Annotated in this window: 24 protein-coding genes; 17 read left to right on the top strand and 7 right to left on the bottom strand. The window is 50.7% G+C overall.

The features are described 5' to 3' along the window. The first annotated feature begins 66 nt into the window (after positions 1-66). From HRM2_RS11450 to HRM2_RS11475, 6 genes are read left to right on the top strand one after another with little or no spacing between them, the layout of a single operon-like run. A complete protein-coding gene (locus tag HRM2_RS11450) occupies positions 67-1911 on the top strand; it encodes an ABC-F family ATP-binding cassette domain-containing protein (protein ID WP_015904169.1) in 1845 nt (614 codons plus the stop codon). 13 nt (positions 1912-1924) lie between these two features. Continuing rightward, a complete protein-coding gene (locus tag HRM2_RS11455; RefSeq protein ID WP_041273220.1) occupies positions 1925-2134 on the top strand; it encodes a hypothetical protein in 210 nt (69 codons plus the stop codon). A gap of 40 nt (positions 2135-2174) precedes the next feature. Continuing rightward, on the top strand, positions 2175-4394 hold the full coding sequence (gene pilB, locus HRM2_RS11460) for a type IV-A pilus assembly ATPase PilB (RefSeq protein ID WP_015904171.1): 2220 nt from the start codon (positions 2175-2177) through the stop codon (positions 4392-4394). A gap of 41 nt (positions 4395-4435) precedes the next feature. Next, positions 4436-5536, top strand: coding sequence for a non-hydrolyzing UDP-N-acetylglucosamine 2-epimerase (gene wecB, locus HRM2_RS11465; RefSeq protein ID WP_015904172.1), 1101 nt, complete (start codon positions 4436-4438; stop codon positions 5534-5536). Then, on the top strand, positions 5526-6818 hold the full coding sequence (locus HRM2_RS11470) for a nucleotide sugar dehydrogenase (protein ID WP_015904173.1): 1293 nt from the start codon (positions 5526-5528) through the stop codon (positions 6816-6818). The genes wecB and HRM2_RS11470 overlap by 11 nt, the downstream gene beginning before the upstream one ends. Positions 6819-6866: 48 nt before the next feature. Beyond that, a complete protein-coding gene (locus tag HRM2_RS11475) occupies positions 6867-7895 on the top strand; it encodes an SDR family oxidoreductase (protein ID WP_015904174.1) in 1029 nt (342 codons plus the stop codon). Here the strand turns inward: HRM2_RS11475 and HRM2_RS11480 are convergent. Genes HRM2_RS11480 through HRM2_RS11495 form a run of 4 tightly spaced genes read right to left on the bottom strand, consistent with a single transcriptional unit; the run spans position 7885 to position 10241 of the window. Further along, a complete protein-coding gene (locus HRM2_RS11480) occupies positions 7885-8415 on the bottom strand; it encodes an epoxyqueuosine reductase QueH (protein WP_015904175.1) in 531 nt (176 codons plus the stop codon). The genes HRM2_RS11475 and HRM2_RS11480 overlap by 11 nt on opposite strands. Further along, the gene (locus HRM2_RS11485) at positions 8412-9104 is read right to left on the bottom strand and encodes a YggS family pyridoxal phosphate-dependent enzyme (protein ID WP_015904176.1); all 693 of its coding nucleotides are present in this window, start codon (positions 9102-9104) and stop codon (positions 8412-8414) included. The genes HRM2_RS11480 and HRM2_RS11485 overlap by 4 nt, the downstream gene beginning before the upstream one ends. Beyond that, positions 9097-9720 carry a Maf family protein gene (locus HRM2_RS11490; protein WP_041273899.1) on the bottom strand — a complete coding sequence of 208 codons (624 nt, stop codon included), beginning with the start codon at positions 9718-9720 and terminating at the stop codon, positions 9097-9099. Before HRM2_RS11490 ends, HRM2_RS11485 begins: the two co-directional genes overlap by 8 nt. Positions 9721-9773: 53 nt before the next feature. Beyond that, the gene (locus HRM2_RS11495) at positions 9774-10241 is read right to left on the bottom strand and encodes a ferritin-like domain-containing protein (protein ID WP_041273221.1); all 468 of its coding nucleotides are present in this window, start codon (positions 10239-10241) and stop codon (positions 9774-9776) included. A gap of 353 nt (positions 10242-10594) precedes the next feature. Here HRM2_RS11495 and HRM2_RS11500 point away from each other — a divergent pair, with 353 nt between their 5' ends. From HRM2_RS11500 to HRM2_RS11535, 8 genes are all read left to right on the top strand, one after another. Next, positions 10595-11977: a DEAD/DEAH box helicase gene (locus tag HRM2_RS11500; protein WP_015904179.1), complete on the top strand. Its 1383-nt coding sequence runs from the start codon at positions 10595-10597 to the stop codon at positions 11975-11977. A 132-nt stretch (positions 11978-12109) separates the two neighbouring features. Next, entirely contained in the window at positions 12110-12310 is a 201-nt protein-coding gene (locus HRM2_RS11505) for a YnbE family lipoprotein (protein WP_041273222.1), read from the top strand. A 12-nt stretch (positions 12311-12322) separates the two neighbouring features. Then, a complete protein-coding gene (locus tag HRM2_RS11510; protein ID WP_015904181.1) occupies positions 12323-12694 on the top strand; it encodes a YdbL family protein in 372 nt (123 codons plus the stop codon). Positions 12695-12893: 199 nt separating this feature from the next. Then, positions 12894-13697, top strand: coding sequence for a DUF4198 domain-containing protein (locus HRM2_RS11515; RefSeq protein WP_015904182.1), 804 nt, complete (start codon positions 12894-12896; stop codon positions 13695-13697). A gap of 1 nt (position 13698) precedes the next feature. Continuing rightward, on the top strand, positions 13699-14310 hold the full coding sequence (cbiM, locus tag HRM2_RS11520; protein ID WP_015904183.1) for a cobalt transporter CbiM: 612 nt from the start codon (positions 13699-13701) through the stop codon (positions 14308-14310). Then, the gene (locus HRM2_RS25200) at positions 14307-14867 is read left to right on the top strand and encodes a hypothetical protein (RefSeq protein WP_015904184.1); all 561 of its coding nucleotides are present in this window, start codon (positions 14307-14309) and stop codon (positions 14865-14867) included. The genes cbiM and HRM2_RS25200 overlap by 4 nt, the downstream gene beginning before the upstream one ends. Beyond that, positions 14860-15615 carry a cobalt ECF transporter T component CbiQ gene (gene cbiQ, locus HRM2_RS11530; protein ID WP_015904185.1) on the top strand — a complete coding sequence of 252 codons (756 nt, stop codon included), beginning with the start codon at positions 14860-14862 and terminating at the stop codon, positions 15613-15615. Before HRM2_RS25200 ends, cbiQ begins: the two co-directional genes overlap by 8 nt. Positions 15616-15619: 4 nt before the next feature. Further along, positions 15620-16354: an energy-coupling factor ABC transporter ATP-binding protein gene (locus HRM2_RS11535; protein WP_015904186.1), complete on the top strand. Its 735-nt coding sequence runs from the start codon at positions 15620-15622 to the stop codon at positions 16352-16354. 244 nt (positions 16355-16598) lie between these two features. Here the strand turns inward: HRM2_RS11535 and ahcY are convergent, their stop codons facing one another. After that, complete coding sequence (gene ahcY / locus HRM2_RS11540) at positions 16599-18038, bottom strand: adenosylhomocysteinase (RefSeq protein WP_015904187.1); 1440 nt, start codon at positions 18036-18038, stop codon at positions 16599-16601. Positions 18039-18066: 28 nt separating this feature from the next. Continuing rightward, positions 18067-19233 (bottom strand): methionine adenosyltransferase, encoded by a 1167-nt coding sequence (gene metK, locus HRM2_RS11545; protein WP_015904188.1) that lies wholly within the window; start codon positions 19231-19233, stop codon positions 18067-18069. 124 nt (positions 19234-19357) lie between these two features. On the opposite strand from metK, the gene HRM2_RS11550 reads away from it, so the two are divergent. Continuing rightward, positions 19358-20338 (top strand): adenosine kinase, encoded by a 981-nt coding sequence (locus HRM2_RS11550; RefSeq protein ID WP_049770439.1) that lies wholly within the window; start codon positions 19358-19360, stop codon positions 20336-20338. Here HRM2_RS11550 and HRM2_RS11555 read toward each other — a convergent pair. Beyond that, positions 20322-21296: a class I SAM-dependent methyltransferase gene (locus HRM2_RS11555; RefSeq protein WP_015904190.1), complete on the bottom strand. Its 975-nt coding sequence runs from the start codon at positions 21294-21296 to the stop codon at positions 20322-20324. The genes HRM2_RS11550 and HRM2_RS11555 overlap by 17 nt on opposite strands. Before the next feature lie 109 nt (positions 21297-21405). On the opposite strand from HRM2_RS11555, the gene HRM2_RS11560 reads away from it, so the two are divergent. Together HRM2_RS11560 and ispF are read left to right on the top strand one after the other, a co-directional pair. Further along, positions 21406-23088 (top strand): amidase, encoded by a 1683-nt coding sequence (locus tag HRM2_RS11560; RefSeq protein ID WP_041273223.1) that lies wholly within the window; start codon positions 21406-21408, stop codon positions 23086-23088. 185 nt (positions 23089-23273) lie between these two features. Continuing rightward, a complete protein-coding gene (gene ispF, locus HRM2_RS11565) occupies positions 23274-23765 on the top strand; it encodes a 2-C-methyl-D-erythritol 2,4-cyclodiphosphate synthase (RefSeq protein WP_041273224.1) in 492 nt (163 codons plus the stop codon). The last annotated feature ends 33 nt before the right edge of the window (positions 23766-23798 follow it).

The following is a 23798-nucleotide window of genomic DNA, read 5'->3' on the forward strand; positions in this document are numbered from 1 at the left end:
GCTATATACCATAATCAATCAATTATGGTTTAAAATTTTAGATCTTAGTGGTATTATACCTGGATTATGATAAACATTGAATCAATATCAAAGGGCTTTGGCGGCCAGGAGCTTTTTTCCGACACAGGGTTGCAGATAAACCCGGGAGAAAAGATCGGCCTCGTGGGAAGAAACGGCCATGGTAAAACAACATTGCTCAGGATGATTACCGGCCGGGAAGAACCTGAAACCGGTGCCATTCGTATCCCAGGGGACTACCGGCTGGGATACCTGACCCAGCACATCGACTTTTCACAGCCAACGGTTCTTGCTGAATGCATGCAGGGACTCAATGAAAATGAGCGGGATCACAGCTGGAAGGCGGAAAAGATTCTTGCCGGCCTGGGATTTTCGCCCGAAGATATGCAGCAGCATCCTGGAGATTTTTCAGGCGGTTTCCAGGTGAGGCTCACCCTTGCCAAGGTGCTGGTTTCAGAACCTGATCTTCTGATCCTGGACGAGCCCACCAACTATCTTGACATCACCTCCATCCGCTGGATCGCAGGCTTTCTCCGGTCCTGGCCAAGGGAGATTCTCCTTGTCACCCATGATCGAAGTTTCATGGATTCCGTGGTCACCCATATTGCAGGCATCCATCGCAGGGTCATCCGAAAGATTGCTGGCACAACAGACAAGTACTATGAGCAGATTGTCCAGGACGAAGAGATCTATGAAAAGACAAGGCTCAACGATGAAAAACGACGCAGGGAAATGGAGCTTTTCATCACAAGGTTCAGGGCCAAGGCAAGGCTTGCCGGCATGGTTCAGTCAAGAATCAAGGCCCTTTCCAAGATGGAAAAACGTGAAAGCCTGAGCCGCATGGAATCCCTGGCTTTTTCCTTTCGCAATCTTGCCTTTGCCGGAAAACAGGTCATCCAGGTGGACGATCTGTGCTTTGCCCATGATCCTGACCTGCCGTTGATCCGGGATTTTAATTTTACCCTGGCTCCGGGAGACCGGGTCGCCATTATTGGAAAAAACGGCAAGGGGAAGACCACTCTTTTAAAACTTCTTGCCCAGAAGCTTACCCCTGATTCAGGCCGGGTTACCTATAATCCCGGGGTTGAAATGGGATATTTTGAGCAGACCAACGTGCAGAGCCTTAATCCAACATCCACCGTGGAGGAAGAGATCCTCCTGTCCCATCCGGATCTTGACCGGCAGCAGGCAAGAAATATCTGCGGTGCCATCATGTTTGAAGGAGATAATGCACTGAAACGCATTTCAGTTCTGTCCGGCGGAGAAAAGAGTCGGGTGATGCTGGGTAAGCTCCTTGCAAAACCGCTGAATCTTGTTCTTCTGGACGAGCCCACCAACCACCTTGATATGGAGTCCTGTGATTCCCTTGTGGTGGCCCTGGATAACTTTGAAGGTGCAGTGGTTCTGGTGACCCATAATGAGATGTTCCTCCACGCCCTTGCCAATCGGTTGATTGTGTTTAAAAACGACACCATTACCCTGTTTGAGGGCAACTATGGGGAGTTCCTTGACAAAGAGGGGTGGGACGAGGAAGCGGTTGCAGCCCAGGACCTGCCGGAAAAGACACTCAATGAAATAAAAATATCAAAAAAAGAACTGCGCAAGGTCAGGAGTGACATCATTGCAGAGCGTTCCAGGCAGGTGGGGCCCCTCAAGAAAAAGGTTCAGAAAATAGAGGATGAAATTGAGGAACATGAGACAATCCTTGAAGGGCTGAACGCTGAGATCCAGTCTGCGGTGGATCTCAAGGACGGCAAAAACATAGCCCGGATTTCCTGTGCCATTGGTGAGCATCAGACCCGGATTGACGAATTGTTTGACACCCTGGAAAAGTATTCAGATGAGCTTGATGAACAGCTTAGACGGTTTGACGAACAACTCAATGAATTATAAAGGTGAAGATAGGATGGAACGACGAAAAATTCAACTGGTATGGGGAGCCCTTCTTGTCATGGCCGGGTTGGGCGTATTTTACAGGATTCCACAGGTGATGCCAAAGGTTGAAACCATTACCCTGTTTGCCCAGGCACCGGGCGTCGTCAAATTCTGTTTTTACGTGCTTGGGTTTCTTCTGGTCTATGGGGGTGGGAAAAAGATTTATGACAACAGAGGTTAGAAATCGACAGGGCTTTGATGCCCCGGGAGCCTTGTAAACCATGAAAAGCACAGGCCAACCTTCCAGGTCAACGGCCTTGACCAAAACGATCAAGGATCAGTCAGGGGCCGGTAAGGTCCGCATTGGTGAACTTCTTTCAAAAGAGGGGCAGATCACCAGCAACCAGTTCCAGAGTGCCCTTTCCCAGCATAAAAAAACCGGGACAAGACTTTCGAGCGTTCTTCTGACCATGGGTTTTATCGATCCTGAGACCATCATCAATGTGCTTGGTCGGATTTATAATTACCCCGTGGTGAGGCTCGCGGATATCAAGCCGGATCCGAAGATTTTAAAACTTTTGCCCTTTGACATTGCCAAACGATACATGGTTTTTCCCCTGGGCATGAAAGGGGAAGAGCTTGTAGTCACCATGACCGAACCCACAGACACCACAGCTGTTGAGGAGCTTCAGCAGGAGGTGGGTAAAACCCTGAAGATTTCAGTATCAACGGAAAACGATGTAATCCAGGCCTACCGGGATTTTTATAAAATCAGTGAAGAGCAGTACCGGGAATTCATCCATTTTGACGATGAAAAAGAGGATGATGAGCCGGTCACCTCGGTGGAAGATTTTGGATCCCTTGTGTCCGAGGCTGCAGGTGAGCTTGAGATCGAGCCCGATGACAATGTCAGTGATTACGATGAGTTCAGGGCATCGGATGCACCCATCATAAAGTTGGTCAACGGTATATTGATCAAGGCCATCAACGACGGTGTGAGTGATATTCACATTGAGCCCTTTGAACGTTCCCTCCAGGTAAGATACCGGCTGGACGGCTCCCTTTACAAGGCCATGAATCTTCCTTTGACCATTAAAAATGCCGTTATTTCAAGACTCAAAATCCTGGCCGAGCTCGACATTGCCGAACGAAGGGTGCCCCAGGACGGCAGAATCAAGCTCAGATTTGCCAAAAACAAGTCTGTTGATTTCCGGGTTTCCACCCTTCCCACCCTTTTTGGTGAAAGCGTGGTCATGCGTATCCTTGACCAGAGCGCCCTGAACGTGGATCTTTCAAAGCTTGGGTTTGAGGCTGATACCTTTGAAGGGATCAAACGCTGCATTTCCCAACCCTATGGGCTGTTGCTTGTAACCGGCCCCACCGGCAGCGGGAAAACCACTACCCTTTATTCGATCCTTAACCGACTCAACAGGGAGGACACCAAAATCCTGACGGCCGAGGACCCCGTTGAGTTTAATTTCAGGGGAATCAACCAGGTGCCGGTTAAGGACGATGTGGGAATGACCTTTGCTGCGGCCTTGAAATCCTTTCTGCGCCAGGATCCTGATATCATAATGGTTGGAGAGATTCGGGATATAAACACCGCCGAGATTGCCATCAAGGCGGCCATGACGGGCCATCTTGTGTTTTCTACCCTCCATACCAACGATTGTCCGTCGACCATCGGCCGGCTCGTGGATATTGGTATACCGCCCTATATGCTTGCCTCGTCAGTTTCCATGGTCCTTTCCCAGCGTCTTGCCCGGCGGCTCTGCCCCCAGTGCAAGCAGGTTGTTACGGGTTATGACCCAACCGACCTTGAACTTTACGGTTTTTCCAAGGCCGAGATTCCTGATCTGAAATTTTATGGGCCCAAGGGGTGCGCCAATTGTAATGGAACAGGGTATAAAGGCAGGGTTGGCCTTTATGAGCTTATGGAGGTGACCGATGAGGTGTCAAAAGCCATCAATGCGGCGGTTCCTGAGGATCAATTGAGAAAGCTTGCCATTCAGGAGGGAATGAAAACCCTGCGGGATGCGGGACTTGTCAAAGTTCGCCAGGGGGAGACCTCCCTTGAGGAGGTTTTAAAGAAAACCACCATTACCAAAGAAGCTCTGCCGGCCTATCTTGTCAATCCCGATGTGGAACGATACGAGGACAAGGATGTCATCATCCGGGAGGGAAACACGGATATTGATTTTTTCAAGCTTGTGCAGGGGGCTGTCCATGTGGTCAAAGGCGGCAAGAAAATTGCCGAGATCACCCAGCCCAACGAATATTTTGGAGAGATGGCAGCCATCACAGGCGAACCCAGGTCCGCATCCATTGTGTCCAAGGGAAGGTCAGTGATCAAGCGTTTTCCAGGGGATAAGCTCCTTGAGATCATCGAAAAATACCCTGAAGTGGCAAAGCATCTGTTTGAAGTTCTGGCCGGCCGGCTTAACCGGGCCGACAAGATCATGGTGAACATGATCCGGGGCATCAAGAAAAAAGAGTCATAATCAATCCTGAACAGCCAATTCAAACCTTAGAGAGAGTGTCCATGAAAATATTTTTAATTGCAGGTGCCAGACCCAATTTTATGAAAATTGCTCCCATGGCAAGGGCCTTTGACCCGCACCATGACCTTGATTACAAGATTGTCCATACAGGTCAGCATTATGATCACAATATGAGTGATGTTTTTTTTCAGGAACTTGGCATCCGCAAACCCGATTATCATCTGGGTGCGGGTGGGGGGTCCCATGCCCAGCAGACTGCTAAAATTATGATCGGTTTTGAAGAAATCTGCACCCAGGAAAGACCAGACCTTGTCATCGTGGTCGGCGATGTAAATTCCACCCTTGCCTGTTCCATTGTTGCCAAAAAGATGAACATCCAGGTGGCCCATGTGGAGGCCGGATTGAGAAGCTTTGATCTTGGGATGCCCGAAGAGATCAACCGCATGGTGACGGATGCCATTTCAGATATTTTCTTTGTGACTGAAGACAAGGGCTTGGAAAATTTGCTCAACGAGGGCAAGGATAAAAACACCATTCATTTTGTCGGTCATGTGATGATCGACAACCTCTTCTACCAGCTTGAAAAGTTGGAAATCATGGGCAGGGAAGGTTTTATTGGAAATGAATTTAAACAGGAACATCCGGCCTACGGAGTAGTAACCCTGCATCGCCCGTCCAACGTGGATGATCAAGCAACCCTTGTGTCGATCATGGAAACCCTTTCAACTGTGGCTGAAACCCTTCCATTGATTTTTCCCATCCATCCACGAACAAGAAAGAACATGGAATCGTGGAATATTGTACCGTCGGAAAACATACGGCTTGTGGATCCGCTCTCCTATATGGCGTTTTTAAATCTCTGGAAGGATGCAAGGATGGTCCTTACCGATAGCGGCGGACTCCAGGAGGAGACCACCGCCCTGGGCATCCCCTGCCTGACCATTCGGGAAAACACCGAGCGGCCTATCACCGTTACCGAGGGAACCAACGCCCTCATGGGGGTGTCCAGACAAAAGATTCTTGACTCATTTGAACGGATCATGAACAATGACTGGAAAATTGGCCAGCGTCCCCGGTTTTGGGACGGCAGGGCCTCGGAAAGAATTGCTGATATTATTCAAAGGATCTCCAATGACAGATAGTAATGTGAAAATTGCAGTGATTGGTCTCGGGTATGTGGGGCTGCCCCTGGCCATCCATTTTGGCACCAGGTACACCACGGTCGGTCTTGACTTGAAACAGCGAATTGTGGAAAACTGCAGTCGCATGAAAGACCCCACGGGTGAAGTCTCTGTTGAGGAATTTAAACGAGCCGTTTATTTTACGGCAACCTCCGACCCTGCCATGATCAAGGATGCCGACTTTATTATCGTTGCCGTTCCCACCCCCATAGACAAGGCAAGGCGGCCGGATCTCAGCCCTGTGGAGAGTTCGTCCGTGACAGCGGGACGATACATGAAAAAAGGGGCCGTTGTCATTTATGAATCAACGGTTTATCCGGGGGTGACAGAAGAAATCTGTGTTCCCATCCTGGAAAGGGAGTCCGGGTACACCTGGAAAAAAGATTTCCATGTGGGCTATTCGCCAGAACGAATCAATCCCGGCGACAAGGAGCACACCCTTACACGAATCACCAAGGTGGTGTCTGGCGATGATCAGGCTACCCTGGAGCAGGTCGCCTCTCTCTACGAGTCCATTATCCATGCCGGGGTGCATAGAACCATGACCATCAAAGAAGCCGAGGCTGCCAAGGTGATTGAAAACACCCAGCGGGATTTAAACATCGCCCTGATGAATGAGCTTGCGCTTATTTTCGATCGTCTCAACATTGATACAAAAAATGTTCTTGAAGCGGCCGGTTCCAAATGGAATTTTCTTCCCTTTTCACCGGGGCTTGTGGGTGGCCACTGCATTGGTGTTGACCCCTATTACCTGACCTTTAAGGCACAGTCCGAGGGGTATCATCCAGAGGTGATTCTGGCAGGCCGAAGAATCAACGATAACATGGGAAGATTTGTTGTCGAAAAAACCATAAAGATGATGATCAATGCCGGCAGAAAGATCAAGGGCGGTAAGGTCGGGGTACTCGGGCTCACCTTTAAGGAGGATTGCCCTGATTTGAGGAACACAAGGGTGGTTGATATCGTCCAGGAACTTGAATCCTATGGGGCAGAGGTGCTGGTGCATGAACCCATGGCAGACCCGGACGAAGCCATGGCCTATTACAATATACGGCTATGCGCCTGGGAGGAGCTTGCCGACCTTGGCGCGTTGATCATTGCCGTTCCCCACAGGGCCTACAGGCTTAAAAAATTGTCCGATTTCACCCAAACCCTTGGGGTTGACGGCTGCCTCATTGACGTTAAATCCATGGTGGATATGAACGAGGTAAGAAAAAGCAATGTCAATTTCTGGCGGCTTTGATTCATTAGGGGAAATATTTTAAATATTTCCCCATTTACAGGAAAATCCATGCAAATTGAACAAATCAAACAACAATTGAACTCCGTCAAGGGCCAATGGCTTGTCACCGGAGCCGCAGGTTTTATCGGCTCAAACCTTGTGGAGACCCTTTTGAAACTTGACCAGCAGGTCACGGGTCTGGATAATTTTTCAACAGGGTTTCAGCATAACCTTGATGCGGTTGAGGCAACGGTCACCCCCGGGCAGTGGCAGCGATTCTCGTTTATCAAAGGTGATATCTGTGACCCTTCAACCTGTGAATCTGCCTGTGTTAACCAGGATTATGTCCTCCACCAGGCAGCCCTGGGCTCTGTTCCCAGGTCTGTGGAAGATCCCCTAACCACAAACGCCAACAATATCACCGGTTTTCTGAACATGCTTGTGGCGGCACGAAACGCCAAGGTAAGGCGGTTTGTCTATGCCGCCTCCAGCTCAACCTACGGGGATCATCCTGGACTTCCCAAACGGGAAGATGAGATCGGCAAACCCCTTTCTCCCTATGCCGTTACCAAATACGTGAACGAGCTTTATGCCGATGTGTTTGCCTCAACCTACGGGTTCAAAACCGTTGGGCTCAGGTATTTCAATGTATTTGGACGACGCCAGGACCCCAGGGGGGCCTATGCAGCGGTCATTCCCCTCTGGTTTGCATCTTTGATCAAGGAAGAAGAGGTCTTCATCAACGGGGACGGAGAGACCAGCCGGGATTTTTGTTATATTGACAACACGGTCCAGGCAAACCTCCTTGCCGCCCTTGCCCCGGACGAAGATGCTGTAAACCGGGTCTATAACGTTGCCTTTGGCGAACGTACCACCCTGAACCAGCTCTTTTCCATGATCCGGGACAGGGTGATGGAACGATATCCGAACATAGCCGGGGTTCAGCCGGTGTACAGGGATTTCAGACCAGGGGACGTGCGCCATTCCCTTGCCGATATTTCACGGGCAAAAAATCTGCTCGGGTATGATCCTCAATTTTCAGTGGCCCAGGGCCTTGACCTTGCAGCTGAATGGTATATGGAGAATCTCAGTCGTTGAAGAAACGATCCCTCTCACTGTAGATACAGCCACAGTACTGCTGGCGGTACATTCCAAGCTGCTTGGACTGTTCTATTCCCTGCTTCCAGCCCTCCCGGAAGTCCCGGTAGACAAAGGAAATTCCCTCTTCCTTTGCAACGGCCTCTGCGGTTTCACAGATAAGTCTGTGGTTCTGGAACTTGCTGTAGAGCAGGGTGGTGGTAAAACCGTCAAATTTTCCCTTTTTGGCGATTTTTGCCGTTGCCCTGAGGCGGTCATGGTAGCAGAACCGGCACCGGTCTGACTCACGGAAGGCAACGGCCCTCAGGAAACGTTCAAGGGCATACCCCTGCTGGATAATCACTTTCAGATCCTGGGATTCGGCATAGGCTTCCAGGGTCTCCTGGCGTCGCATACATTCGGTAAACGGATGGATGTTGTGGCGATAGAAGAACCCCATCACTGTCATGCCCTCTTGTTTCAGCTGTTCAAGGGGGTAGATGGTGCAGGGACCACAGCAACAGTGCAGGAGAACCTTCACGATCTCGCCCCGAAAATAGCTGTTCCGATTCTCACCATGGTGGATCCCTCTTCAATCGCAGCCTTGAAGTCACCGCTCATTCCCATGGACAGATGATCCATAAGGACATTGGGGATTTTTGCATCTTCTATTTTTGATCGTATCTGGGCTAATTCCCTGAAAAACGGCCGGGCCTGTTCTGGATCGTCAAAAAACGGGGGCATGCCCATTAATCCGGTTATGGCAACGTTTTTCAACAGTGATACCCCTCGAACAAGGGCCAGGGCATCGTCTGCCCGGGCACCGGATTTGGAAGATTCCTGACTGATGTTGATTTGAATCAGGATCTTCTGGATTTTTTTGATCTTTTGCGCCTGTTTGTCGATTTCCCGGGCAAGCTTTATTGAGTCCACCGTATGGATCAAGTCAAAGTGCTGTACGGCAAAACGTGCCTTGTTGGTCTGGAGGTGGCCGATGAAGTGCCAGGAAGCTTCCAGGTCCTTCAGGGTTTCTATTTTCTCCACGGCTTCCTGGATATAGTTTTCCCCGAGAATGGTGACGCCTGCATGGACTGCTGCCATGGCTTTTGCGGCACTCTGACGTTTGCTGACACCCACAAGGAGAATCTCATCTGGGTTACGGCCGGCCGATTGGGCAGCATCTTTGATTGCGTTGCGGATAGCCTTGAGTCTATTTGTTATTTCATTCATTGTTATTTCCCATTTCAGACAGGGTAATGACCCCCTGGGCCAGAAGAATTTCGATCACCTCACATACGGGAAGACCGACAACATTGGTATAGGAGCCGTTGATGCTTTTTACCAGAAAGGTACCAAGCCCCTGGATGGCATAGGCCCCCGCCTTGTCAAATGGCTCGTTTGTGTTTGCATACCATCCGATTTCGAGGTCGGTGAGCCGTTTGAACGTCACCTGTGTTGCCACGGTTCTGGTAATGGTAATATCTTCATTTAGACAGCAGAGGGTGAACCCCGTGTATACGGTATGGGTTCGGTTGCTCAGTCGCTTAAGCATGGCAACGGCCTGGGTTTTTGAGCTGGGTTTTTCAAGGAGGCTGTCGTCTATGACAACAACGGTGTCAGCGCCGAGTATCCACTCCATGGGGTGACTGTCTGCGATGAATTCAGCCTTTTCCCTTGACAGACGCCTGACATAGGATTCTGGTTTTTCCCCATCTATTATTTCTTCTTTAATGTCTGCGGGAAAGATATCAAAGGAAATTCCTGCCTGTTCAAGCAGGTACTTTCTCCGGGGGGATTGTGAGGCAAGGATCAGTTTTTGTGTTTTTATGGGGATTTGTGTTTTCATGGGGCGGTATTCTACCAGAACCATTTGAGGGTGACAACAGGGAATTTTCAGGGTCAATCCAGGTGAGAAATCTTGTCCAGCTGTTTGATGTGGGTGTTTTCCTCTTCGATTATTTTTTCCAGGTGTTTAATGGTCGGGGCATGGGTGATAAAGGTTTTAATCATCTCATAAAACAAGATCGTGTCATTTTCAAATTCAATAAATATTTCATTGAGTTTGTTCTTGTCTTTAATGATGGTAAGGTCTGTGTCTCCAAGGAAAAAGGACTGTTTTTCCATGAGGTCTCCAATAAAATCACCATCCATTTCCATGGTTTTATCCGACGGCAAATCTTGATGCTTGTCAATCTCGTCCTTAAGGGTGTTAAACCAGGTGGCATGGTCTTTTTCCTCGTTGGCCATCCAAAGGAGCAAGGCCTTTACCTCCGGGTTCCTGGATTGGTCCATGGCCCTTCGATAGGTCTCTTCTGCATTTTTCTCAATCTCGACGGCAAGGGCGATGATTTCAGATATGGAAAACATGGTTAGCATCCTTATACCCAATACCCATGGGTATGAAAGTTGAGGGGGTAATCTCAATCAGGGGCATTTTTAATGTATATGTATAGACGGGCCGAGGTGATTGTGGCAACTTAAAAATGAATACAGCCGTTAAAAAAAACAGGAAAGTTGGCAGCCATAAGAAATAATTGGTTTAGAGACCCAAAACCGTGGTATACTCATTGTTTAATTTTTATTTTTTATGAAATGTTACAAAAGCATTGCTAACAGAGGCATTTCATCGGTCGTTGTGGCCAAGAGCCATATCTTGCTCCGGCCATGCCGGTTATATACAGACCAGTTGTGCAGGTCTGCTTTCACAATCAGGATACCACATGTCATTTGAAGAACTTGGCCTCAGGGCTGAACTGATCAAAGCGGTTAAAACAAAGGGTTACATTGAGCCTACCCCCATTCAGATCCGGGTTATTCCGGCGATTTTAAACGGACAAGACATCCTGGCCAGGGCCCAGACCGGAACCGGAAAAACAGATGCCTTTGCCCTTCCCATCGTTGAGATACTGGCACGGGGCAAGGCCCACAGGCGCCATCCCCGTGCCCTGGTGCTCACCCCCACAAGGGAACTTGCCCTCCAGGTGGGTGAAAGCATCAAGGCCTATGCCCGGCGGGTCTCCCTTCGTTGTACCGTGGTTTATGGGGGTGTTAATGTCAACCCCCAGATTGACCGGCTTAAAAGGGGGGTTGATATCCTTGTGGCAACCCCTGGCAGACTGCTCGATCTTGCCGCCTTTAATCGGGATGTAAAGCTCTCAAAAATAGAGTTTCTGGTGTTTGATGAGGCTGACAGAATGCTGGATCTCGGGTTTAGTGATGAAATCTCCCAGATCCTTGAACTGGTTCCCCAGGATCGTAGAACCATGCTTTTTTCCGCCACCTATACCCGGCAGATCAGGGATCTTGCCGACAAAATGCTTAAGACTCCCGAACAGATTGAGGTGACGCCCAACACCACGGTTGCGGAATCCATCGTCCAGAAGGTTCACCTGGTGGAAAAATCCAACAAGCGCGAACTTCTCATTCATTTAATCACCCGGAGCGACTGGCGTCAGGTCCTGGTCTTTACCCGCACAAAGCACGGGGCAAACAAGCTTGCTGAACGGCTTGCCCAGGTTAAAATTTCCGCCGCGGCCCTCCATGGCAACAAGAGCCAGTCCTTTAGAACCCGCACCCTCCAGGAGTTCAAGAACGGTGAAATCCGCATCCTTGTGGCAACGGATGTGGCGGCAAGGGGACTTGATATCACAGGCCTGCCCCATGTGGTCAATTACGATATGCCGTCTGTTGCCGAAGATTATGTGCATCGTATCGGCCGTACAGGCCGTGCCGGGATCCAGGGCGTTGCCGTCTCACTGGTCTCCAAGGAGGAAAAAGTTTTTCTGAAATCTGTTGAGAGCCTTCTTGAGCAAAAGATCCCCGTGGAAACAGTCAAAGGGTATACCGTGGACAGTGCGGTTCCAAGTTTTGTTCTGCTGCGCCCGGACAGCCCGATAAGTGAACAACGGGCAGACAAAGGTTTAAAAGAGATTGTCAGTAAAAGAAACGCCTCCAAGAAGAGCAGCAAACCCGGTTTAAAAATCCGATCCAAACCCGGCTCGAAAATCGGGGCAAAACCAAGCCAAAAACCTGGCCAAAAAACCGAATCTAAATTCCGCCCAGGAAAATCGTCCAAACAGGGCAGACCCAGGGGTAAAAAATAGGGTGCTATCCCATTTGTCTCCTGTTCGTTTTTTTCCATCATTGGGATGACTGCAAAAACATCCTGGGTATTTACTTTTCAGTGTGGCTGTGACAACTATTTTAAGAGGCAACAATCAAAGGAGAACGCGCAGATGAAGATTCAAATAACCATACTGGCCATGGTCATGGCATCTCTTCTGGCATCCGGGTGCAGCACAAGCCATGAGGTGCAGCTGGCGCCGGTGGAGATTAAGCCCATCCATATAACCATTGACGTCAATGTTAAGGTGGACAGGGCCTTGGACAATTTTTTTGATGATATTGATAAAACCGAGAGTCAGATAAAAAAATAGCAGGGGGAAAAGATGAAGACAAGAAAAACAGCTTTTTTTGCAATTCTTATGTTGCTGGTCCTGTTGGTCGCTGCCCAGGCAGGTTTTGCAAACGAGATCAAAGATCGGATGAAGCAGCGCCTGCCCGTGATTGTTGAAATGAAGATCCAGGGGGTAATTGGGGAAAATGCCGATGGGTTTCTTGAGTTTGTCACGGCCAACCACGCTAATAAGGATGTGGTTGCAGACGAGAACAAGGACCGAAAGGCGGTATATTCAGCCATTTCAGCCCAGCAGGGTGTTGATGTTCAAACCGTGGGAAAAAGAAGGGCGCTCCAGATTGCAGGCCAGGCCCAGAAAGGAGAATACCTGAAAAACGAGGCTGGAGTATGGTATAAAAAATGATTGACACCCGCTTAACGAGCGTATAAGGATAAACCCAATTCCAGGCAGAAGCTTGGCCAGGCCACTGCCTGAAACGGATGCGTAAAACAACAATTTGTATTTGCTTTTAACTTAAACCACGAAGGTTGCAATGTAACGGTCATCTGTCTTTGGCCCGCAATCCTTTGTGGTTTTTTTATTTTTTATGTATGGAGGAAAAATGGGATCTTTTTTTGCAAAACTCGCTGGGTTTAAAAAAATTGAACTATTAACAAGTTTTTGCCTGTTGGCAATGGCAGGTAGCGCATTTGCCCATTTTGGCATGGTCATTCCATCGGACAGCATGGTGATGCAGGGGGAAGACAAATCCGTCACCCTTGATTTGTCCTTTTCCCATCCGTTTGAATTAAACGGGATGACCCTTGTAAAGCCAGCATCTTTTTTTGTTGTCAAGGATGGTCAAAAAGAGGACCTTCTGCCGACCCTCATGCCTGCAAAGGTCATGGACCATGAAGCGTTTACCGCCAGCTACAATATCAAACGCCCCGGCGCCTATGTTTTTTGCATGATCCCTGAGCCCTATTGGGAGCCGTCCGAGGATTGCTTTATCGTTCACTACACAAAAACGGTTGTTGCAGCCTTTGGCGGCGAGGACGGCTGGGATGAACCGGTGGGTCTTAAAACTGAAATTGTACCCATGTCTAAACCTTACGGGCTTTATGGCGGAAATTTATTCCAGGGTGTGGTGCTCCTCGACGGCAAGATCGTTCCCCATGCTGAAGTCGAAGTCGAGTACTACAACCGGACCGGGAAAGCCAAAGCCCCGTCCGACTACATGGTGACCCAGACGATCAAGGCTGATTCAAACGGGGTGTTTGCCTATAGCGTTCCCGCAGACGGGTGGTGGGGGTTTGCCGCACTCAACACCTCAGACAAAAAGAAGGTGCATAATGGCGAAAAAAAGGATATAGAACTGGGGGCCGTGTTGTGGGTTGAATTTCAAAAATGGCAGGCAGGGGAGTAGAATGCATATTTCAGAGGGCGTTTTATCTGGTCAATTGCTCATTGCGGGCGGGGTTCTTGCTTTTGCCGGGACTGCAGTGGGATTGAAAAAAATCGACTATGACAAAATCGTCCATGTGGCAATTCTTGCATCGGCCTTTTTTGTGGCCTCCCTTATCCATGTCAATCTGGGACCTTCGAGTGTTCACCTTATCCTTAACGGTGTTGTAGGTCTGCTGTTGGGATGGGCCGCCTTTCCCGCCATTGTTGTGGCCCTTTTTCTCCAGGCTGTTTTTTTCCAGTATGGCGGCATCACAGCCCTTGGGTGTAACGCCGTGATCATGGCAACCCCTGCCATTGTTTGCTATTACCTGTTTTCTCCATTTCTAAACAGGGGAAAACGGACGGTGATTGTTGCCTCTTTTCTTGCAGGCGCAGGGTCCGTGCTCTTATCCTGCCTGTTGCTGGGCCTGGCCCTTTATTTTACGGAAAAGAGTTTTTTCGAGGTTTCCCTGCTTATCATTACGGCCAATCTTCCGGTGATGATCATTGAAGGGGTAATTACAGGATTCATAGTGACCTTTCTGCAAAGGGTTTACCCTGAAATTCTGCCCCAAAAAAGGAGGGTTACTTGAATCGTAAAACTTTAAAAAACCGGTCTGAAACCTTTTTTTTCCGGGGAATCGGGCCGATCTGCCTGTTGGTTCTTCTGCTTGTACTGGGCTGGAGTAACCTGGCCCTTGCCCACAAGGTGTATGTATTTGCCTGGGCCGAAAAGGGGAAGGTTTATACCGAAAGCAGCTTTGGTGATCGCAGGGTGAACAAGGGCAAAATCAAGGTGGAAGACAAGGCTGGGACCGTCATAACAACCGGAATCACAGACGACCAGGGAAACTTTTCCTTTACGATTCCGTCTGGCGTCAGTTCTGACCTGGTTGTAAAGCTTGATGCCTCCATGGGCCACCAGGCCTCCTGGACGTTGGCCTTAAAGGAAATCCAAGTAGCCATGGACCCAGGTGATTCAGAAAAAAATCATGCCCGGGCCATGGCCAAGAAGGAGGAACTTGAACAGGGCCCGTCCTTTGTCCGGATTTTTGCAGGGATCGGTATTATTTTTGCTCTGGCTTTTTTGGGGTCAAAGGTCCATGGCCGGTTAATCCGGCGGCGAACAAAAAGGAGAAAGGATGATTGACGAGGAACTTGCCCTGGGTGATTCTTTTATCCACAGGCTCGATCCCTGTGTCAGGGTGATATCAGCCTTTGTGGTTTCCTTTGCCCTGGCCCTTTCCAACGGATTTGGCGTGCTTGGACTCTATTTCTTCTTCGCCCTGACCCTGGTATGGCTGGCCTCCCTGGAACCCAAAGCGGTCGTTAAGCGTCTCAAACCCATGCTTCTCTTTGTCCTGATGATCTGGGTTATTCTGCCATTCACGTTTGAGGGGGAGGCCTTTGCCCATCTTGGCCCCCTCACCATCACCCGTCCAGGCCTGGCACTTTGCCTCAGGATTTCCATCAAGTCTGTCGCCATTCTGCTGGTGTTTATTGCATTGCTGGCGACCATGACCGTTGCAACCCTGGGACAGGCACTTCACCGGCTCAAAATTCCTGACAAAATGGTGTTTCTGTTGCTCATGACCTACCGCTACATTAGCGTAATCCATGGGGAGTATCTGCGGCTTGTCCGTGCCGCACGACTACGGGGATTTATCCCAGGGACAAACCTTCATTCCTACAAAACCTACGCCTATATTGCGGGCATGCTCTTTGTCCGGGCGTCCTTACGGGCCGAACGGGTCCATAAGGCCATGCTTTGCCGGGGCTTCAGCGGTAAATTTCTTACCCTTGACACCCCGGTTGAAAACAGGCTCAACCCATTTTTCATGGCGGGTGTTTCAGTGGCGACCCTGGCCCTCGTTGTGATGGAAACCATGTGGAAATAAATCTGTGGAAATTATAAAGAAACCCGTCATCAAGCTTGAAAAGATTTCATTTTCCTATCCCGGTTCAACAGTCAGAATTCTTGACGCCCTTGATCTTGAGGTCTACGCCAGGGATCGCATCGGCCTGATAGCACCCAACGGCAGTGGAAAAACGACCCTGTTTCATACGATCATGGGACTCTGCCGTCCTGATGCGGGAACGATTGAAATCTTTGGCAGGCAGGTATCAACTGAACACGAATTCCAGGCGGTCCGTTCAAAGATCGGGCTCCTGTTCCAGGATGCTGATGACCAGCTGTTCTGTCCCACGGTGGTGGACGATGTGGCCTTTGGCCCCCTTAACCTCGGGCTTTCACCGGACAAGGCCCGGCTAAGGGCACAAAAGATACTTTCCGACCTTGGGATTGCCGACCTTGAAACAGCTATTACCCACAGGCTTTCCGGCGGTCAGAAGCGCCTGGTGGCACTTGCTGCGGTGCTTGCCATGGAACCCCGGGTGCTGCTTCTTGATGAACCCACTGCCGGCCTTGACAACCAGGTCAAAGCGACCCTTGTCAAAATTTTAAACAGCCTTGATATTGCCCATGTGGTTATTTCCCATGAGTTCAACTTTCTTACTTCCGTGACAGACCGGGTTTTTTCAATGGAAAACGGTAAAATACTAACGGATGACGAGGTCAGCGTCCACCAGCATGAGCACATGCACAAGCTCGGCAACCGACCCCATAAACACATTTAGGGGGACAGATGTAAATCTGTCCCCCTAAACGAAATAAAATGAAACTCGTATCATTCCGGCAACCGAAGGAAGGTATTGTCCTCCGCTCAGTCTCGCAGCCTGTCCTGGGCTGCTCCGAGGGAAACGGCAGCTCCTTCAGCGTCCATGCTGACCGCTGCCGTTTAATCCGCTACGGGCAAAACCTCCCCCCGGTCGCCTCTGCTGTCGAACATTCAAGTTTCATGCTTTGTTGTTGCCATGCCGTTTAGTACCGGTAGTGATCCGGTTTGAACGGCCCGTTCACTGGCACGCCAATGTAGTCAGCCTGCTCCTGGGAGAGCTTTGTCACCTTAACCCCGAGGATGTCCAGGTGAAGGCGGGCCACCTCCTCGTCGAGTTCCTTGGGCAGGATGTACACCTTGTTTTCAAGGTCTTCCTTGGCAAGCTTGATCTGGGCCAGGGTCTGGTTGGTGAAGCTGTTGCTCATGACAAAGCTTGGGTGGCCGGTTGCACATCCAAGGTTCACAAGCCGTCCTTCGGCTAAAACGATGATGGATTTACCAGACGCTAGGGTCCACTTGTCCACCTGGGGTTTGATAACGGTCTTGGTGTTGGCCGGGTTTTTCTCAAAAAAAGCCATCTCAATCTCGTTGTCAAAGTGGCCGATGTTGCAGAGGATGGCCTCGTTTCTCATCTTTTCCATGTGCTCGGCCCGGATGACCTGGTAGTTACCCGTGGCGGTTACAAAGATGTCTCCCTGGGGGGCAGCCTCTTCCATGGTCATGACCTGGAACCCTTCCATTGCAGCCTGGAGGGCGCAGATGGGGTCGATTTCGGTGATGATAATCCTGGCACCGTATCCCTTCATTGAGGCGGCGCAACCCTTGCCCACATCGCCATAACCTGCAACCACAACCACCTTACCGGCCAGCATCACATCTGTGGCTCGCTTGATGCCGTCTGCCAGGGATTCCCTGCAGCCGTAGAGGTTGTCAAACTTTGATTTGGTCACTGAATCGTTCACGTTGATGGCCGGAAAAAGCAGCTCTTTTTTGGTCGCAAGGTGATAGAGTCTGTGAACCCCGGTGGTGGTCTCTTCTGAAACCCCCCGAATTTTTTTGGCAATCCCGGTCCACTTAGTGGGGTTCTCTTTATAACCCTGTTTAAGCCGGTTCATCAGGGCAATCTCGTCTGCACTGCCTGAAATATTGTCCAAAAGGGAAGGGGTCGCTTCCACCCTGAAACCCTGGTGGACATATAGGGTGGCGTCACCGCCGTCGTCCACGATCAGATCAGGACCGGTTCCGTCTGGCCAGGTCAGGGCCTGCTCCGTGCACCACCAGAAATCTTCAAGGGATTCACCCTTCCAGGCAAAAACAGCCGCAGATCCCTTGTCGGCAATGGCAGCCGCTGCATGGTCCTGGGTGGAGAAGATGTTACAGGTGGCCCATCTCAGGTCTGCACCCAATTCGTAAAGGGTGTCAATGAGCATGGCCGTCTGTATGGTCATGTGGAGACTTCCCATGATCTTGAACCCCTTGAGGGGTTTTTCCTGTCCGTATTTTTTCCTGAGGGCCATCAGCCCGGGCATCTCTTTTTCCGAGAGCTGCATGTCCTTGTGGCCATCCATGGCAAGGGCAATGTCTTTGACCTTATAGTTAAGATTTGGGTCCAGGGGCATTACCCTGGTTGGGTTTGCTGTCATGTATATACTCCTTAAAGTTAAACAGGCGTTATAAGCCTGCTCGTTCTCTGATCTCTTCTACCTTGTCGGTTCTTTCCCAGGTGAAATCGGGATCATTTCTTCCGAAATGGCCGTAGGCAGCTGTTTTTCTGTAGATGGGGCGCTTCAGATCCAGGGTCCGGATAATCCCTGCAGGTTTGAGTTCAAAAACCTCCCGAACAATTTCAACGGCCCTTTTTTCCGAGATGTTGCCGGTTCCCATGAAGTCCACAAGAAGGGAGACTGGTTCTGCCACGCCAATGGCATAGGCCATCTGGATTTCACATTTATTGGCAAGGCCTGCGGCAACGAGGTTTTTGGCAATGTAACGTCCCATGTATGAAGCACTTCTATCCACCTTGGAGGGATCCTTGCCTGAGAAACAGCCGCCGCCGTGGCTTCCCTGTCCGCCGTAGGTGTCAACAATGATCTTTCTGCCAGTGAGGCCGCAATCTCCCATGGGGCCGCCAATGACAAACTTACCGGTGGGGTTGATGAAAAATTTTGTGTCTCCGTCCATCATCTCGGCCGGGATCACCTTTCGGATCACCTCAGTGATGATGGCGTCCTTGAGGGCCTCATGGGTAATATCTGGCTTGTGCTGGGCCGAGACCACGATGGTGTCCACCCGTTTGGGATGCCCGTTCACATACTCGATGGTTACCTGGGATTTTCCGTCGGGTCTCAGAAAATCCAGGGACCCATTTTTTCTCACCCTTGCGAGTCGCTGGGTCAGTTTATGGGCGTAACTTACAGGCATGGGCATGAGTTCAGGGGTCTCGTCGGTTGCAAAGCCGAACATCAGGCCCTGGTCTCCAGCCCCCTGCTCTTTGCCCGCACCCTCATTCACTCCCTGGGCAATGTCCGGGGACTGGTGGTCAATGCTTGTGACCACCGAGCAGGTCTGCCAGTCAAACCCCATGGTGGAAGAGTGGTAGCCAATCTCTTTGATGGTCTGGCGAACGATTTCCGGAATGTCCACATAGCAGTCTGTGGTGATCTCGCCTGCAATCATGGCAAGGCCGGTGGTTACCAGGGTCTCGCAGGCAACCCTGCAGTTTTTATCTTCAGCCATGATGGCATCAAGGATACTGTCTGATATGGCGTCGGCCACCTTGTCGGGGTGCCCCTCGGTTACAGACTCGGATGTAAACAGCGTGGATATGGGTTCTGTCATGGTTCAACTCCTTATTTGATTGATAATCATTTCAAATTAAGCTATCACCTATAACACATTTGATATGTATAATAAAAAGAAAATAACCCCTGGGTGGGATTTTTTTCAATAAAATCAAGGAGAGATGATGGTGGACAGCAGCACACGAATTACGGGGATCGGCAGTGCCCTGGTGGATCTTTTGATCAATGAAACAGATGGATTCCTTGAGGCCCTTGGCAAGGAAAAGGGGGGTATGACCCTGGTTGAGCACCATGACCAGGAAGAAATTCTTGGAAGAAGCACTGAAAAACCGGTGGTAGTTCCCGGCGGCGCTGCATGCAACACCATTGTGGGAACGGCTAAACTTGGGGGCGAGGCCCGGTTCATCGGCATGCGGGGAACCGATGCCTATGGGGACCAGTATGAGGCGGCCCTGAGGCGGTTCAATGTTGAACCGTTGTTTAATGTTTCGACCAGCACAACCGGCCGGGTGCTTTCTGTCATTACCCCGGATGCCCAGCGGTCCATGTTCACCCACCTTGGGGCCTCGGTTGAGATGGACCCATTAAAGGTGCTGCCCGAGCTGTTCACGGACACGGCCATTGCCGTGATCGAAGGGTATCTGCTGTTCAACCCTGATCTGATGCTGGCATCCCTGAAGAGCGCAAAGGCTGCCGGGGCAAAGATCGCCCTTGACCTTGCAAGCTTTGAGGTGGTCGAAGCGTCAAGGCCTATTCTTGCCGATATCATAGCTGACTACGTTGATATCCTCATTGCCAATGAAGACGAGGCAAAAGCCTATACCGGTTTTACGGACGAGTCTGCCGCCCTCAAGGCCCTGTCAAAGAATGTTGATATCTCTGTTCTCAAAGTCGGTAAACGCGGTTCCCATGTGGCGGCAAATGGCCGGAAGATCCGGATTGACCCCCAGAAGGGCAAAGAGGCAGTGGATACAACGGGCGCAGGGGATCTATGGGCCTCGGGTTTTCTCTACGGGGTTGCCCACGGATATTCCCTTGAACAAAGCGGTAAGATCGGATCCGCCTGTGGGTATGAGGTTTGCCAGGTGGTGGGTGCCCAGGTTCCGGACAAGGCCTGGGACAGGATCAAACAGCTCCTTTAGGAAAAAGTTTCCAGACAAGGGTGCCGGTTGTACCGGTCTGATCCTTTTTTATGGTGTTGCCGTGGGCCAGGGAATCCAGATAGGAACGGATGGTCTGTCTGAGTACAGTTTCGGGCTGATCAGACACCTTCTGGAAAAAGGCAAGCCGGGTCTCAAGTTCTTCGTCAATGGTGACGGTCTGCTCCCAGGAGATGGCGTCCCATGAAAGCTCAGGCAGAAAACCCATGGCCACCAGGAGGTTGAATTTTATCATCAGGGTCTGGGGCTTGTCATCCAGGGGCGTTCCCATAATTCTCAGCCATAGTTCATCCAGGATGGGGTGGGTGCGTCTTGCAGCCCATCCCCTGATGGCGCAGGCGTTTTTTGATGTGGCCATCATGCGGTTGAGGGCCTCGGGTGTTGCAATGGCAGGCGACATAAAGGCGAGGGTCAGATCAAAATGCCGGTGCCACCCCAGGGCTTTGATATCGGCCCTGTCCCAGTCCATGCACACCAGTTTGATCCTGCCTTCAAGGGCTTTAGGAATATTTTCCCGGCACCGGTCAAGCATACCCCGGGAGAAATCAATGGCGGTCACCCTTGCTCCCCGGTCTGCCAGGGCCGTTGCCAGAAGGCCTGTTCCGCATCCGATGTCAAGGATCTCCATCTTGTCCATCAGAAGGCCTTTGTTTTCAAACATCGTTAGGGTTTTGTCTATCCTTCTGGATGCGACTTCATTGTCTCCCCTGTCATAGGCTATGGACGCCCGATCCCAGAATTCAGGCGTTGAAAACCCCTTGTGAACGTCAAATGAATCGTGTTTGTCGATCCTGCGCCACTGGTCTGTCCAGAACTGCGTTGAAAAGACATTGCTGCTTTTTTTCAATGGTTTCTCCCCGGCTTTAAAAACGATGATCCATGAACGATGGCAACAGGGCAATCTGGCACCCCTGTCCTGGTTGACAAATAGGCCTCGCATCCCCCAGGTCTGTCCAAACTTTGCTTGACCTTTCCTGATGGTTTCTTATACCTTTGAACAACATTTGTCCATTCCATCAAAACAACCTTTGACTCAAAGGCAGGTGATCATGTCGGTTTATGACCTTAAGACCCCTTCTTTTCCAGAACTTACAGGCCTGGGACTTAAACTTTCAGCAGGAATGCTTGGAAATCCACTGCTCCAAAGCCTACTTGCACCCCGGCTGTTAAGGGATGCAGGGATCACAAGGTTCAGAACCCTTGCCTTTGATGAAGATCCAAGTTTCACACCCATTCATGGGTTTGAGGACCAGCCCCTTGATTTTGTGGGTGGGATAATTGATCCGATTGCCGAGTTTACATCCTCCCTCAAGGCTGATTTCCCCTGTACTCGTTCCGGGGTAATGGCCTATGTTCACGCCTATCAAAGGGGGGAGAGCGATCCCGTAGAGGTGGCGTCAAAAATTGTCAATGCCGTTGATAAAAACAACGCTGAGCCCCAAAGCATGAATATTTTCATCGCCATGGACAGAAAGGATCTCATGGTCCAGGCCCAGGCCTCAAAACAGCGAATCGACCATGGAACCTCCCTGGGTCTCTTTGACGGTGTGCCCGTTGCCGTAAAGGATGAATTTGATCAGGTTCCCTATCCCACAACCGTTGGCACCTCGTTTTTGGGAAAAAAACCTGCCATTGAAGACGCCACTGTGGTGGCCCGACTTCGAAGCCAGGGGGCACTGCTGGTGGGCAAGGCCAATATGCACGAGATCGGCATTAATCCCAACGGGCTCAACGTCCACTTTGGCGCGGTTCGCAACCCCTATCATCTTGACCATGATGCGGGCGGCAGTTCAAGCGGACCGGCAGCAGCAGTGGCCCTAGGCCTTGTGCCCGTGGCAATCGGTGCCGACGGTGGCGGCAGTATCCGGGTGCCTGCAGGGTATTGCGGGGTTCTTGGCCTCAAGCCCACCTTTGGCCGGGTAAGCGAGCATGGGGCCGCCCCCCTGTGCTGGAGCGTGGGCCATGCCGGTCCCATTGCAGACACGGTGGCGGATTTGGTGCTTGCATATTCAGTGGTGGCAGGCCGGGACCCCAGGGATAAAAGGTCCCTTGTTCAACCCCAGGTGACGGTTCAGGGGTGGGACAATGCCGACCTTACTGGTCTTCGCATCGGCGTGTTCAACGATTGGAACCACCATAGTGACGGTCCGTGCAGCAATAGCTGCGATCATATGGTTGAACAGTTCAAGGGGGCCGGTGCCAGGGTCAAAGCGATTGAAATTGCCGAGCTTGACGCCATGCGGGTGGCCCATTCCATCCTGATCCTCTCTGAAATGGCAGCTGCCATGTCGGCCTACAAAAAGCATCTCAAAAAAATGGGGGCAGGGGTGAGGATCAACCTCTCCCTGGCACGACTGCTCAGGGCTACAGATTATGTCAATGCCCAGCGCATGCGAACACGGGCCATAAAAATTTTCAATACTGTTTTTAAAACCGTTGATGCCATTGTATCTCCGGGTTCGGCCACCGTGGTTCCCCGGATTCCCCAGGGATTTGAAACAGCCGGCTGGTCTGCGATCTCCAATGAGCTTGGATCCATGCGCTACGTGTTTCCGGCAAACCTTACCGGATTTCCTGCCATTACTTTCCCAGGGGGCTATGATAATAACGGTCTTCCCCTGGGGATTCATGCCATGGCATCCCCCTGGCAGGAGACCCTTTTGTTTCGACTTGCCAGTGCTGCCGAGGCGGTGGTTGAACGACGAAACGGGGTCAGGTTTTCCGTATTATGATCCGTGTGCTCCTTGTCCGAAAATCTAATCCCCTTTGTTTCTTAATGTTCAGTAAACGGACACCGACTGATCCACACAGTTTAAATCCATAATCCGAATTGCTTTGCGTCCTCGTTCGATTCTTTGACTTTTTATTGAAAATGGGCCATATAGATAAGATTATTTACTGACGTATGGGAGGCGTATTGAGAATCGGTTCAGGATATGACGTGCACCGGCTGGTTGCAGGCAGAAAACTCGTATTGGGAGGCGTGGCCATTGACCATGGGTTGGGACTTCTCGGACATTCAGATGCAGATGTGCTGGTTCACTCGGTGTGTGACGCCCTGCTGGGTGCTGCAGGCCTTGGGGATATTGGCCAGCACTTTCCTGATTCAGACCCGAAATTCAAGGACATATCAAGCCTGGTTCTCCTGGCCCGCTGCAGGGAGCTCCTGGCAGCCAAAGGATTTGTTGTTTCAAATATTGACTGTACCGTATTGGCCGAGCGTCCCAGACTTGCGCCCCATCGGTCGGCCATGGAACGAACCATGGCAGCAGCCCTTGACCTTGCGCCCGACCGTGTGAACGTAAAGGCAACCACAACCGAAGGGTTGGGGTTTGCAGGAAGGGGGGAGGGCATTGGTGCCCACACCGTTGTCTTAATCACAGAAATAGCGGCACAGCCGCGAGTATGATGGCCCACACACGGTTGTTCTTCACACATATAA

This window comes from Desulforapulum autotrophicum HRM2 (assembly GCF_000020365.1).
GTDB classification, from domain to species: Bacteria; Desulfobacterota; Desulfobacteria; order Desulfobacterales; family Desulfobacteraceae; genus Desulforapulum; species Desulforapulum autotrophicum.